The following is a 13467-nucleotide window of genomic DNA, read 5'->3' as shown; positions in this document are numbered from 1 at the left end:
GGGCGACTGATTACTCATGAAAAAGGATCAGTTCCTCTCGCGGCGCCGGGCCTTGCTGGCCGGCGCCGCCGTGCTGGGAGCGGCGGGGGCGGCCGGCACGGTACACGTGCTCACCGCCGACCCGGGCTCCCCGGTCCGGTCCGCCACAGCTCCCGCCGCTGGTGCCGGTGCAGGTGCCGGTGCAGGTGCCGGTGCAGGTGCCGGCGCCAATGCGAACCGCGCGGCCCTGAGACCCTCCGCCTACCGTCTCCAGCCCATCGCCGGATACGGGCCGGTCCGCGGCCCGGCCCGTAGGACCCTCGTACGGCACGAGCCGTTCCTGCGCATGTCCGGGCGCGGCCGGACCATGGTGCTGACCTTCGACGACGGGCCGGACCCCCGCTACACCCCGCAGGTCCTGCGCGCGCTCAAGGCCCACGACGTGCGCGCCATGTTCTTCGTGTGCGGCGAAATGGCGGTCGGCAACTTGGACATGCTGCGCCGGATGGCCGACGAGGGACACGTGGTCGGCAACCACACCTGGTCCCACCCGCTGCTGACCCGGCTGACCCGGTCCGAGATCCGCTCCCAGATGGAGCGCACCTGCGATGTCATCGAGGAGGGGTGCGGAGAGCGGCCCGGCTGGTTCCGGGCGCCGTACGGGGCCTGGAACCGGGCCGCCTTCCAGATCGGCGCCGAACTCGGCATGGAGCCCCTGGCCTGGACCGTCGACACCCTCGACTGGATGTCGCCGGGCGCCCGCGCGATCGAGAGCCGGGTCATCAAGGGCGCGGCCCCGGGGGTCGTCGTCCTCGGCCACGACGCGGGCGGGGACCGCTCGCAGAGCGTGAAAGCGCTGCGCGACTATCTGCCCCGGCTGCTGGACTCGGGATATCACGTCACCGTGCCCCGGCGGCGGTTCACGTAAAACGCGGAGTTCCACGGAACAGGGAGAGGTTCCGTGGAACTCCGCGGGCTTTGGCCCACCCGGCCGGGATGCGCTCAGCGCACCTCGGTCAGGCGGGCGAACACGACGACGTTCCCGTCGTAGCCGTTCTGCTTGGAGAAACCGCCGCCGCACGTGATGACACGCAATTCGGGATTTCCGGTGTTTCCGTAGACACGGTCTCCGGGGAAGTTGTTCTTCTCGAACACCTCGATGCCGTAGACCTCGAATACGGCGGTCTTTCCGTCCTTGCGCAGGACCTCCACCTGATGTCCCTTTTTCATGGCCCCGAGACCGTAGAAGACGGCGGGGCCCTGTTTGTTGTCGACATGGCCGACCATGACGGCCGTGCCCTTCTCGCCGGGCGAGACCGCGCCCGAGAACCAGCCCGCGAGGTTCGGGTCCTCCGGCGGCGGCGCGTCCACCCAGCCCGCCATGTCGAGGCCCACGGGCGTGACGGGAGCGTCGACCCGGATCGCCGGAATCCTGATGCGGTCGGCCACGGAGAACGTCAGCGGAACCGGAGCGCTCGTGCGGGCCAGGTCGGTGGTGCGGCTGTCCGCGGCGGCGGCCGTCGCGGGTTGCGGGGGCCCCACGTCGAACTCTCCCGAACCATTCCGGAGGAGAGCCAGGCCGGTCAGCAGGACAAGCGCTATCACGCCCCAAGGAACGCGCTTCTTGGGGCGCTCCTCCTCTTCGGCCAGCTCGGACACGGACATTCGCCATCCCCTCTCGACGCGGCCGTCGCCACGTCCGTCGCGCATACGAGAACGCTAAGTGCAGCACGCTCACAGGGCGACGGGAGAAGCGCGAACGGGTGGCGGTGCCCGTCGCCGTGCGCCATCCGAGTTGCTACCGCAAGGAAATTTCTGACGGTGCGTGACCTGCGGCAATATCCGAATGTGATCCTTTCTGTCGGCGTGTCCTCTCACCAGGACGGACCATTCTCGAAATGCGGCCCTGCGCACGGCAACTGAGGGTCTGTCTGGGAGGCGTTTTCTCGCCGATCGACTCGGGGACGGTTCCCGGGGCGCCTTCCGCGGAGGATCACATGCGTACCACTCGTGCCCTGGCGGTCTCTGCGGTGGCGTTCGCCGCCGTCGGACTCGCCGCTCCCACGGCCGCGGCCTGGGACAACCCGAGCAACATCGTCGTCATGCCCAGCGTCATCGCCCGGGGAGGCCAGGTGACGGTCACCGTCGACGGCTGCCCCAACGGCGGCACCATGACGTCGACGGCGTTCCCCCAGGCCAACCTCTCGCCGGTCAACAACAGCAACACCCAGATGTCGAAGGGGACCGCCACGATCAACAGCTCGGCCACCCCCGGCTCGTACGACATCACGGTCAACTGCAGCGGCAAGACCCTCACCAAGCCGCAGGCCTTCACCGTCATCGGTGGTGTCCGGGGCGGTCTCGGCGGCAGCAGCTCCATCGGTGCCACACCGGCCGACATGGCGATCGGCGGCGGTCTCGTCGGTCTCGCGCTCATCGGCAGCGGGGTGTTCTGGATGCGCCGCCGCTCCGAGAGCAAGATCTGAGGCTCCCGGAAACGAACCCTCGGAGCCGGATCGCACGTGAACAGCCCGGATCGCACGTGAACAGCCCTTCGCCCCGGACCCTCAAGGGTTCCGGGGCGAAGGGCTGTCCGGTGCGTCAGCCGCCGTGTTCGCCGGCGCGCCGCCGCGACCAGTAGTACGCCGTGCCGACCGAGCCCGCGACGAGCGCGGCGCCGAGGCCGATCTCACCCAGGTCGAAGCCGCCCGCGCCGCCGCCGATGCCCGCGTTGACGCCCCGGTGGACGGGGACGGGGGTGTGCGTCGGGTGGTTCGGGCGGCCGGTGGCGATGGTGAGGTCCGTGTGGCCGGACTCCTTCCCGCACTGGAAGGTCACCTCGTACACCGCGCCCGGCTTGGCGTCCCAGTCGACGGTGGCCGTGGCCGAGCCGTGCCCCTTGGGGATCGTCACCGTGTCGAAGATGCCCGAGGAGACCTTGGCGTCCGATCTGCAGCCGTTGACCGACAGCGTGACGCGGCCGCCCGCCGCGATGGTCGTGGGCGAGACGTCGAAGCCGAACGAGGTGATGTCGCGCTCACCGTCGTTCCGGGCGGCGGCGACGGGTGCGGTGAGGGTCAGGGCGGTCATGCCCAGCAGTGCGGCCGAAGCGACGCGTATCGCGCGCATGGTGAGTCCTCCGGGTCCCCGAGGAGCAGCCGCGGACCTTTTCCGCTGCGCCGTACATGCACCTCGATGATCGAACGCTAGGAAGGCGCGGGCACGGGCGCGATCGCAGTCGCGCGAATGGCGCAACGGTGTGGGCCGAACCGGGTACCGGACGTCCGTCGGCCCGGGGACGGACGCGGCGTGGCGCCCGCCCCCGGGGAAACCCACTGGTGAGGGCCCGTCACTCACCGGCCTTCGGGAAGAGCGTCAGGAACGGATCGGCCGTCGCCGTGATGCCACGGCTGTAGGGCGCGTCGAAGTCCCAGATCAGGAAGAGCAGGAAGGCGATCAGGGCGGCGAACAGGCCCGCCAGGATCACCTCGCGCAGGGTGCGGCGGATCTGCAGCGCGAAGATCAGCCCGACGGTGACCACGGCCCCGGAGATCAGACCGAACCACACGACCCCCGGCATGGTCGGGGCCGTCGAATCCGCGCGCGACGTGCGCGCGTTGCTCGCCGCGGTCACCTGGTCGAGCAGCGGCTGGTAGGCCTGGGCCTCGAAGTCCGTCTTCGGCTCGTAGTCGGTGACGTCGTGGCGGACCTTGTCCAGCAGCTTCGTACCCCGCTCCGTGACCTGGCCGTCGTCGGCCATGGCCTTCCACTCGGTGGTCACGACGTGGCCGACATAGGCGTTGACGTCGTCCCGGATGCGATCGCGCGCGTCGGGCGGGTAGACCCGTACGCGCTCGGAGATCTCGTGCAGCGCCTGTGCCTCGGTCTGGACGTGGTCCTGGGCGATGCCCCGAGCTTCCCAGACACCGGCGATGGCCAGGCCGAGCACGATGGCGTACACCACGCCGATCATCATCGTCATGTACTCGATCACGTCCGGAGTCTCGGACGGATCGTCGTCATCGGCGGCCGTGTGGTGCCGCACGAAGGTGACGATGAGGACGACGACGCTCGCCGCGGCCATCGCGAGGGCGAGAACAAGCCATTCCGACAAAGGATTCCTCCAGGGGTCAGCGCGGACGCAGCGCGGCGACGGCGAGCACGGCGGGCGCGGTGATGAGCAGGGTGAGCGAGACCAGGGACGGGCCGCCGCGGGGCGGCGCCTTGCGTGCCCTGACGCGGTAGGGCGGGTAACTCACCGGAGTCGGCGAGGGGCTGACACGCACGGTGGGCGTGGGCGTCGCCTTCGGGGTGGGCACGGGAGCCGCCGGTCGCGGAGCGACGGGGACCGGCCGTGGTGTGACGGGAGCGGGCCGTGGTGTGACGGGCGCGGGCCGTGGAACCGCCGGCGGGGCGGGGACGGGCCGTGGCCGAGGAGGCGGCGGGTCGGGTGCGGGCCTGGGCGGAGGTGGAGGCGGGGGCTTCGGGGTCGGCTTGGGCGGGGGCTTCGGCGGAGGGGACGGTTCCGGAATCGGGCTGGGCGGCGGTGGCGTCGGCGTGGGGGTGGGACAGGTCCCCGCGACGGCCACCGCCACGCGCTCGTTGCCGCCGGGCCCCGTGGTCGCGTACGCGCAGGAGCCGGCGGTCGCCGGAGCCGGCGCACCACCGGCGATCCAGGTCAGCGCGAGCAGGGTCAGCAGACGTATGACGAGGCGGCACCGGCTTCGTGGTGGGTTTTTCAGTGGTCCAGACACGACGGCGATCATGGGGCTTCGCGCGCTCGCGCGCGCGAGGGTGCCCCGGTATTGCCCCGAAGGAGGGACAACGGAGCATCACGCGCTTGCCGTGGAACGGAGCTTCACGCACGTGCCGTACGAGCTTCACGCGCTTGCCGCCAGGCGTCCCGACCTGCCTCTCGGGTCCCATGAAGAGCAGGCTTCCCGGGCGTTACCAGAAAGAAATTTGTAGGCGCTTTGAACGCTTGACGCACTCCCGCCCGTACCTAGGGCCATGCGCGGTGCCGAGGAGCATCGCAACACCTAAGCAGACAGCGGGAGTTACCAATGAAGACCTCCTGGCGGAGCGCCTCACTCGTAGCGTCAGCTGCGGCAGTGCTGGTGCTGACGACGGCGTGCGGTCAGGACAAGGCGGAGACTTCGACCGGCAGCCAGAACGTGGGCGCGGCGCCCGCGGCCAATGGCTACGGTTCGGCAGGAGTCGGGGCCAGCCCGAGCACCGGGGCCGGCGCCACTGGTCAGAACACCGGGGCCAAGACGCAGAGCGCCGGACAGCTTGCCGTGGCGGACACCGACAAGCTCGGCGAGGTCGTCACCGACAGCGCGGGAATGACCCTCTACCGGTTCGACAAGGACACGGCCGAGCCGCCGAAGTCGAACTGTGACGGCGACTGCGCCACTGCCTGGCCGCCGGTTCCGGCCTCGGGTGCCACCGCCCCGATCGGCATTGACAAGACCCTGCTCGGCGAGGTCACCCGTACCGACGGCACCAAGCAGCTGACCTACGAGGGCTGGCCGCTGTACCGGTTCGCCAAGGACACCAAGGCCGGTGACACCAACGGCCAGGGTGTGAACGGCACTTGGTACGCGACGGCCCCCGACGGCAAGAAGGCGGCCGGTGGCGGGGCCGCTGCGGCCGGCGGTAGCGCCGAGGCTGCCGACCTGCCCGGTCTGTCGACCCGTAACGACCCCGAGCTCGGTGAGGTCGTCGTCGACAAGAACGGTATGACGGTCTACCGCTTCGAGAAGGACACCCCGTGGCCGATGAAGTCGGCCTGTGTCGGTGAGTGCCTGGAGAAGTGGCCGGTCGTCTCGCCGGTGGACGCCGCCGACACCAAGGGCATCGACAACAAGAACGACGGCCGGCGGGGCTACGTCGTCCTGAACCGTCCTGACGGTCTCAAGCAGCAGAGCATCGACTGCTGGCCGCTCTACACCTTCGCGGGCGACAAGAAGCCCGGCGACACCAACGGCCAGGGTGTCGGCGGCACGTGGTACGCCATCTCCCCGGAGGGCAAGCCGCTCGGCAAGCCGAAGTAGCCAAGTAGACAACCGCTTCACGAAATCACCGGTTCGCCCCCTCCGCACCGTACGGAGGGGGCGAACCGGCTTTTTCACATCCGGCCGGACCCGGTCACGTGAACGGTTTCCCGCACGCTTCTTCGTAACGCTGCGCAGTTTTCCCGGAACTCTTTGGAATGCTTCGGTGCGATTTCGTGAGGCAGTCAATTCGGCACGTGCCGGAGGCAGTGACCTGGAACGGACGGTCAATTTCCGTTTCCACTCGCTCCTTTGGCGAGCGATCAGTAGCCTCAGCTCGAACACCGGATCGTCTACGCCTTGGAGAGATAGATGGAGCGTCCCGCCTGGGCCCCGCGTGGCATCGACATCTCGGTGCCCAGCGTGAGCCGCGTCTACGACTACTACCTGGGCGGATCGCACAATTTCGAGGTCGACCGGGAAGCCGCGCGCAGGGCCATGGGGTTCATGCCGGGACTGCCCAAGATCATGCAGGCGAACCGCGCGTTCCTGAGCCGCGCCGTGCGCTTCGCGGCCGACGAGGGCATCACCCAGTTCCTGGACATCGGTTCGGGCATCCCCACCTTCGGCAACGTCCACGAGGTGGCTCAGAGTGTCCGCCCGGGCGCACGCGTCGTCTACGTCGACCACGACCCGGTGGCCGTCGCCCACAGCACGGCTGTACTGGCAGGGAACGAGGAGGCGGACGTCGTCACCGCCGACCTCCGCAAGCCCCAGGAGATCCTGGCGAGCCCTCAGGTCCAGCGCCTGATAGACCTGAATCAGCCAGTCGCCCTCCTTCTCGTTGCCATACTTCACTTCGTGGAGGACGAGGACGACCCGTACGGGGCGGTGGCAGAGCTGAGGGACGCGCTTGCGCCCGGCAGCCTGTTGGTCGTCTCGCACGCCTCGTACGAGGGAATCCCGCTCTCCAGGGAGCGGGCCCAGGGCGCCGTCGACGTCTACAAGGACATCCGCAACCCGCTGATCATGCGCACGCGCGACGACATCGCGCGGTTCTTCGAGGGGTACGACATGGTGGAACCCGGACTGGTGCCTATGCCGAAATGGCGGCCCGACTCGGCGTCGGAGGACGAGGATCCTTATTCCTACTCGGGTTTCGCGGGCGTGGGGCGCACGGCGTGACCGCCGAGCCGGACGGGCCGGAGGACAGACTGCGCAGGTTCGCGACGATCTGGAGCCGGGCCGTGTTCCCGGCGACCGCGACGTCCCTGACCCGGCCGGAGTTCGAGCAGCGCCTGGTGCCGCTCGCCCGGCGGCTCAGCGAGGCGCTGCGGGCCAGGACGTATGACGCGGCCGAGGGCCAGGCCGTCGGCGCCGCGCTCATCGACGCGCACTGCACAGAACCCGAAGCACTCACCCGCACACTCGACTGCGTCGACGCCTACCTGGTGCTCTACTGCGGCGGGGACGGGCCCCAAGAGGCCCTGCGCACCCGCTCGTCGAGGCTCCAGCACGCCATGGCCGCCGGGTTCGCGCACGCACTTCGGGAGCGGACGCTCGCCGAGCAGGAGACCATCGCGCGCGCCGCCCTCCAGGCCCAGGGCGTGGTGGCGGACGCGCTGCACGCCACCGAGGCACGCTTCCGCGCGGTTTTCGAGGGCGCCGCCATAGGCATCGGTGTCGCCGACCTCGACGGCAACATCCTGCAAGTGAACAACGCTCTGCTGCGCATGTTCGGCGGCACCGAGCAACTGGTGCGCGGCCGCAACGTCACCGAGTGGACCCACCCCGAGGACGCCCCTCAAGTCTGGCGGCTCTACGAGGAGTTGGTGAGCGGCAACCGCGAGCACTACCACGTGGAGAAGGCCTTCTACCGCCCCGACGGCACGGTCCTGTGGACCAACCTCACCGTCTCCCTGCTGCGTGACGCGGACGGCCGTCCCCAGTACCAGCTCGCCCTCATGGAGGACACCACCGAGCGCCGCCTGCTCAACCTGCGGCTGCGGTACGAGGCCACGCACGACGCGCTCACCGGGCTGCCCAACCGGACGCTGTTCTTCGAGCGGCTCGAAAAGGCGCTCGCCGCGGGCGAGGGCATGCGCTTCGGTCTCTGCTACCTCGACCTCGACGGCTTCAAGACCATCAACGACAGCCTCGGGCACGCGGCGGGCGACCGGCTGCTCGTCGAGGTCGCCGACCGGCTGCAGTCCTGCGCGACCGCGCCCGGGGAGATGGTCGCCCGGCTCGGCGGCGACGAGTTCGTCGCCCTGACCACCGGGCCCGACACCGAGAGCGAGGTCGACGCGCTCGCCGACCGCATCATGAACGCCCTGATCACGCCGGTGCGGATCGAGGGCCGCGAACTGACTGTCCGCGGCAGCATCGGCATAGTGGAGGGCCCGGTGGGCGAGCGCGGCCCCGCGGAGGTGCTGCGCAGTGCCGACATCACCATGTACCGCGCCAAGTCGGCGGGCGGCAACCGCTACGAGCTCGCCGACCCCGAGGCCGACGCCCGTGCCATCACCCGGCACGGGCTCACCACGGCGCTGCCCGCGGCCCTGGACCGGGGCGAGTTCTTCATCGAGTACCAGCCGCTCGTCCACCTCGGCGACGGCAGCGTGCGCGGCGCCGAGGCCCTCGTGCGCTGGCTGCATCCGCAGCACGGCGTGCTCGGACCCGACCGGTTCATCCCGCTCGCCGAACACACCGGCCTGATCGTGCCGCTCGGCCGCTGGGTCCTGGAACAGTCGGTCCGCCAGGCCCGTGAATGGCAGGAACGCCACGCCGACGCGGGCCCGCTGCGCATCAACGTGAACCTCTCGCCGTGCCAGCTGACCCATCCCGGCCTGGTCTCCGACACGGTCGACATCCTGGAGCGCGTCGGACTGGAACCGTCCTCGCTCTGCCTGGAGGTCACGGAGTCGGCCCTGATCGGCGCCGACGACGATCTGCTCAAGCCGCTGCGCCGGCTCGCCGAGATGGGGGTCGACATCGCCCTCGACGACTTCGGCACGGGCTATTCGAACCTCGCCAACCTGCGCCGTCTCCCTGTGAGCATTCTCAAGCTGGACCGTTCCTTCACCCAGGGCATGCAGCAGTTCCCCGCCGATCCCGTCGACCTCAAGATCGTCGAAGGGATCGTCTCCCTCGCCCACAGCCTGGACCTCGCGGTCACGGTAGAGGGCGTGGAAACGGCGGCCCAGGCCGAGCAACTCCGCATACTGGGCTGCGACACGGCCCAGGGCTGGTACTACGCCCGCCCGGGCCCACCGGACCGCCTCCACCAGCTGGCGTTGGTGGACGCGGTGGGTTGAGCGTGGCCGCTCGTCGGGGGCGCCGTGCCGGGGGGGTGCCCCTATCTGTTTCGTCAACCCTGGTGGGGCTGACTTGTAGGGGTTGATCCGGGTTTTCGGGGACGTCTGGCGAAGCGGGATGTCCCCGGTGGATCAGGTGCTTGTTGGGCAGCCTGGTGGGCGGCTCGGCTCGTGGCCGTGCCGGTGTGCGGGCGGGACGGGGTCGCCAAGGGCAGGGTCGTCAGGCTACGAGGTCGACGTCGCTGGGGGTGTGTGGTTCGTAGAGGGCGCCGGTGCGGATCATCGCGTGGATGACGTTCACGCGTTGCCGGGCGAGGCGGAGGATTGCCTGGGTGTGGGTCTTGCCGCGTGCGCGTTGCCGGTCGTAGTAGGTCCGGGAGGACGGGTCGGTTTTGCAGCCGATCGCGGCGAACGCGGCCTGGAACAGGGCTCGTTTGAGGAGCCGGTTGCCGCGGTGGGGTGCGTGCTCGCCGCGAATCGAGGTGCCCGAGGACTTCGTGGCCGGGGCGAGTCCGGCGTAGGAGGCGAGGTGTCCGGCGGTGGGGAAGCCGGTGCCGTCACCGATCGCGACGATCACGGCCGCTGTGGTCCTGACGCCGAGGCCGGGCAGAGACGTCAGGAGGTGGAAAAGAGGGAGGGCCTCCAGCAGGGCGGCGATCTCCTGCTCGGTGGCCCGGCGCTGGGTGTGGGCGGCGGCGAGCTGGGCGGCCAGGCCGGGCACGATCAGCGCGGATGCCTCGGTGCCGGGAACGACCAGGGTCTGCTCGGCGAGCGCGTCGAAGATCTCGGTGGTGAGGTGGTGGGCCTTGCGCGAGCCGTGTGCCTTGAGCAGGGCCTCGCAGCGGGCCCGGCCGAGTTTCTTCAGTCTCGCCGGGGAGCCGTGCCGTTGGAGGAGGGCCTGGATATAGGGGTAGGCCAGGCGCGGGCCGAGCACGCGCTCGAGAGAGGGGTGGATCTGGGAGAGCAAGCCGCGCAGCCGGTTGGTGGCGCGGTTGACCTCGCCGGCCAGGTCGTTGTCGTAGCCGGTGAGCATGGTCAGCTCGGCCAGCACCTCGTCGTCGCGGTCCACCGCGCGCAGGGTGTGCGGCATGGTGCGGGCGGTCTCGGCGATCACGAACGCGTCGCGGACGTCGGTCTTGGCCTCGCCCGGGTGCAGGTCGGCGGCCCGCCGCATCGACAGACCGGGCAGGTAGGCCACCCGGCAGCCCGCCGCGCGGGCCACCGTCAGCGGCAGCGCGCCGATGTTGGCGACCTGGTCCACGATCACCAGGACAGTGCCGAACTTCGCCACCAGCCTGGTGAACAGTTCCAGCAGTTCCGGCTCGGTGTTGGGCAGCCGCTTGTCGTGCACGGTTGTGCCGTCCTCGGTCCGGCCGTGGGCGTGGTGGAACTCCTTGCCCAGGTCCAGGCCGAGGAAGAGATCTATCGCGGTCGTGTCGACCATGTGCGCGTGCCCCTCGCCACTCGTCTCCTCAACTCCTGGCCGTCCCTGTGGCACCACACGCCGGCAACCACGTTACGCAGACATGCCGCCCGTAAAGCGGCCCGGCATTTGCGCCGGACCAGGCGGTCGTCAGGCCCCTCATCAGCGGTCAAGCGGTGCCCCGAAGCCCGGCGGCAACACCCCCCAGGTCATCCACTTCGACAGGGGGCACACAGCCATACCGGACCCGGGGGCCAGGCGCCCCATTGCGGGGCCACGAAAAAGGTAACTGTGAGAGTAGAGCTGCGGCCCGGGTTGGGCTGCTGTCAGGATCGACGCCGACGTTCCGGCATGACTCACAAGGTAACTGACGGCTCGTCAGAGCTTGTCGTGCCCCCGAGATGTCTGCTGGACGTCGGCGTCGGCCTGGCCCACCCCGTTGGCTTGATCAGCAGCTTGTCCGCCATTTCGACGTGACTCATCACAGTTCTGCCACGCGGTGACTCCACCCAGGCCGACGCCGACCACGGCCGTCCCGCCCACGAAGGAGAACAACCACGTGACCATGCTCGCAGAACAGGTCGACGGCGTCATCGGCGTCGACACCCACCGTGACACCCTCGCCGCTGCGGCCGTCAGCCCCATTGGCGCCGTCCTGGCCAGCACTGATGCCCCCACCAACGCCCGTGGCTACCGGCGGCTGCTGGACTTCGCCCGCCAGCACATCCCCGGCCGTCGTTGCTGGGCCCTGGAAGGCATTGGCAGCTACGGCGCCGGTCTGGCCATCTTCCTCAATCAAGCCGGTGAACAGGTCGTGGAAGTCTGCCGGCCCAAGCGCCCCGCTGTCCGTGGCGGGCGCAAGACCGACATGATCGATGCGATCCGCGCGGCCAAGGAAGCCCTGGCCACCGAACATCTGATCCAGCCCCGGCTCCGCGGCTGGCGCGAGGCCCTGCGCGTCCTGCTCGCCACCCGCCACAGTGCCGTCCTCGCCTCCACCGCCGCGATCAATCAGCTCAAGTCGCTGATCGTGTCCGCGCCGGACGAGCTCCGCGCCGAGCTGCGGAAACTCAAGCGGCCGGTCCAGATTGCCCGCTGTGCTCAGCTGCGAGACCGCCCGGCACAGGACGTCGAGCATCGCATGACCGCGCGGGCCCTGCGATCCACCGCACAACGCATCCAAGCCCTGCAGGCCGAGGCCAAAGAGCTCGAGAACGAAATGCTCATCCTGGTCCGCGGGGTTGCGCCGGAGCTCCTGGACCTGCTCGGCGTCGGGCCGATCACAGCGACCCAGATCCTGGTCAGCTGGTCCCATCCCGGCCGGTTCAGGTCCGAGGCCGCCTTCGCGTCCTTCGCCGGAGTATCGCCGATACCCGCCTCCTCCGGGCTGACCAACCGGCACCGGCTCAACCGCAGCGGCGACCGGCAGCTCAACCGGGCTCTGCACACCATCTCGCTGATCCGTATGCGGCTCGACCCGACCACGAAGGCGTACGTCGCCCGCAGAGTCGCCGAGGGGAAGACCTCTCGCGACGCGCAACGCTGCCTCAAGCGAGCAATCTGCCGTCAGCTCTTCAAGATCCTCGAGCATTCCGGCCGAGAGAACGCCGTCACGAACTCCGAGAATCTCGACCAAGCGGCTTGACGCGATATAGCAGCCTCGGGGCGCCGTTTTGGGGTGCGGGTCGACTGTGGCTGGTCGCGCAGTTCCCCGCGCCCCTGAAAAGCGGGGCTGCGCCCCTGGCTTTTGCCTTTAGGGGCGCGGGGAACTGCGCGACCAGCCACAACGAACCCGCACACCCGAACGTCGCTCCACCAAAACGGCGCCCCGGGCACGGCCCCCCGACGGAGCCTCACCGCTCCAACAACATCCGCTGAAGCTCCCGCGCAGCCCGCGGCGGAGCCACATCACTGCGATGCGCCAGCGCGATGGTCCGAGCCAGCCCAGGCCGGGCCAACGGCGTCACCCGCAACCCCCGTCCGGTCCGCGCAGCAACCATCCGCGGCACCACAGCCACCCCCAGCCCCGCCCGGACAAACCCCAACACCGCGTCCATCTCCCCACCCTCCACCGCGAAATCCGGCTCGAACCCCGCGGAGCGACACGCGGCGACGGTCAGCTCCCGCAGGTCGTACCCGTGCCGGAACATCACCAGCCGCTCACCCTCCAGGTCGGAAACCCGCACGGACCGCCGCCCACCCCCCGGCGCCGACGCCTCCGGAGACGACACCACCACCAGGTCCTCCCGCAGCACCTCCACCGTGGTCAGCGCGGGCGACGGCGTCGGCAGCGGCAGCACCACGAGGGCCAGATCGAGCGCCCCACGCGCGAGCTCCCGTACGAGATCGTGCGAGCCGCCCTCCTCGATCAGCAGCCGGATACCGGGATACCGGTCGTGGAAGGCACGCAGTACATCCGGCAGCAGCCCCGTGCACAGGCTCGGCGTCGCGCCCAGCCGGACCCGCCCGCTGCGCAGCTGGGCCAGCTCCTGGACCTCGTGCCGGGCCGTGTCCGCGTCGGCCAGGATGCGGCGGGCCAGCGGCAGCAGCGCCTCGCCCGCGTCCGTGAGCGTGATGTTCCCGCGCGCCCGGAGGAAGAGATCGGCGCCCAACTCCCGCTCCAGCGCCTTGATCTGCTGGGAGAGCGACGGCTGCGCCACGTGGACCAGATCGGCGGCCCGGGTGAAGTGCCGGGTCTCGGCGACGGCCACGAAGTACTGGAGCTGCTGGAACTGCATCCCTCAAGAATACG

12 protein-coding genes are annotated in these 13467 nt (G+C 69.9%); 6 read left to right on the top strand and 6 right to left on the bottom strand.

Annotated elements, in window-relative coordinates; genetic code table 11:
• Positions 1–16: 16 nt before the first annotated feature.
• A complete protein-coding gene (locus OHA11_RS03105; RefSeq protein ID WP_266491691.1) occupies positions 17–907 on the top strand; it encodes a polysaccharide deacetylase family protein in 891 nt (296 codons plus the stop codon).
• A gap of 74 nt (positions 908–981) precedes the next feature.
• On the opposite strand, the gene OHA11_RS03100 is transcribed toward OHA11_RS03105, so the two are convergent.
• Positions 982–1644, bottom strand: coding sequence for a class F sortase (locus tag OHA11_RS03100; RefSeq protein ID WP_266506902.1), 663 nt, complete (start codon positions 1642–1644; stop codon positions 982–984).
• Between the two features lie 332 nt (positions 1645–1976).
• Between OHA11_RS03100 and OHA11_RS03095 the strand changes: the two genes are divergently transcribed.
• Positions 1977–2465, top strand: a complete 489-nt coding sequence (locus OHA11_RS03095) for a hypothetical protein (protein WP_266491689.1) — start codon at positions 1977–1979, stop codon at positions 2463–2465.
• Positions 2466–2580: 115 nt separating this feature from the next.
• Here OHA11_RS03095 and OHA11_RS03090 read toward each other — a convergent pair whose 3' ends face one another.
• The 3 genes from OHA11_RS03090 to OHA11_RS03080 form a co-directional block, all read right to left on the bottom strand.
• Positions 2581–3108, bottom strand: a complete 528-nt coding sequence (locus OHA11_RS03090; RefSeq protein WP_266491687.1) for a hypothetical protein — start codon at positions 3106–3108, stop codon at positions 2581–2583.
• A 220-nt stretch (positions 3109–3328) separates the two neighbouring features.
• Positions 3329–4093: a DUF4239 domain-containing protein gene (locus OHA11_RS03085; RefSeq protein WP_266491686.1), complete on the bottom strand. Its 765-nt coding sequence runs from the start codon at positions 4091–4093 to the stop codon at positions 3329–3331.
• A gap of 16 nt (positions 4094–4109) precedes the next feature.
• Positions 4110–4298: a hypothetical protein gene (locus OHA11_RS03080; protein ID WP_266491684.1), complete on the bottom strand. Its 189-nt coding sequence runs from the start codon at positions 4296–4298 to the stop codon at positions 4110–4112.
• Between the two features lie 744 nt (positions 4299–5042).
• Here OHA11_RS03080 and OHA11_RS03075 point away from each other — a divergent pair.
• From OHA11_RS03075 to OHA11_RS03065, 3 genes are all read left to right on the top strand, one after another.
• Positions 5043–6035, top strand: coding sequence for an SCO0930 family lipoprotein (locus OHA11_RS03075; protein ID WP_266491682.1), 993 nt, complete (start codon positions 5043–5045; stop codon positions 6033–6035).
• Positions 6036–6347: 312 nt separating this feature from the next.
• Positions 6348–7160: an SAM-dependent methyltransferase gene (locus tag OHA11_RS03070; protein WP_266491681.1), complete on the top strand. Its 813-nt coding sequence runs from the start codon at positions 6348–6350 to the stop codon at positions 7158–7160.
• Positions 7157–9292: a bifunctional diguanylate cyclase/phosphodiesterase gene (locus OHA11_RS03065; protein ID WP_266491680.1), complete on the top strand. Its 2136-nt coding sequence runs from the start codon at positions 7157–7159 to the stop codon at positions 9290–9292. The genes OHA11_RS03070 and OHA11_RS03065 overlap by 4 nt, the downstream gene beginning before the upstream one ends.
• 220 nt (positions 9293–9512) lie before the next feature.
• On the opposite strand, the gene OHA11_RS03060 is transcribed toward OHA11_RS03065, so the two are convergent.
• Entirely contained in the window at positions 9513–10736 is a 1224-nt protein-coding gene (locus tag OHA11_RS03060; RefSeq protein ID WP_266491678.1) for an IS110 family transposase, read from the bottom strand.
• A gap of 544 nt (positions 10737–11280) precedes the next feature.
• Between OHA11_RS03060 and OHA11_RS03055 the strand changes: the two genes are divergently transcribed.
• Entirely contained in the window at positions 11281–12360 is a 1080-nt protein-coding gene (locus OHA11_RS03055; RefSeq protein WP_266506901.1) for an IS110 family transposase, read from the top strand.
• Between the two features lie 208 nt (positions 12361–12568).
• Here OHA11_RS03055 and OHA11_RS03050 read toward each other — a convergent pair whose 3' ends face one another.
• A complete protein-coding gene (locus OHA11_RS03050) occupies positions 12569–13453 on the bottom strand; it encodes a LysR family transcriptional regulator (RefSeq protein ID WP_189839307.1) in 885 nt (294 codons plus the stop codon).
• Between the last annotated feature and the right edge of the window lie 14 nt (positions 13454–13467).

This window comes from Streptomyces sp. NBC_00878 (assembly GCF_026341515.1).
Lineage (GTDB): Bacteria > Actinomycetota > Actinomycetes > Streptomycetales > Streptomycetaceae > Streptomyces.
Note: the sequence above shows the minus strand (reverse complement) of the source record. Positions and strands in the feature narration are given on the sequence as shown.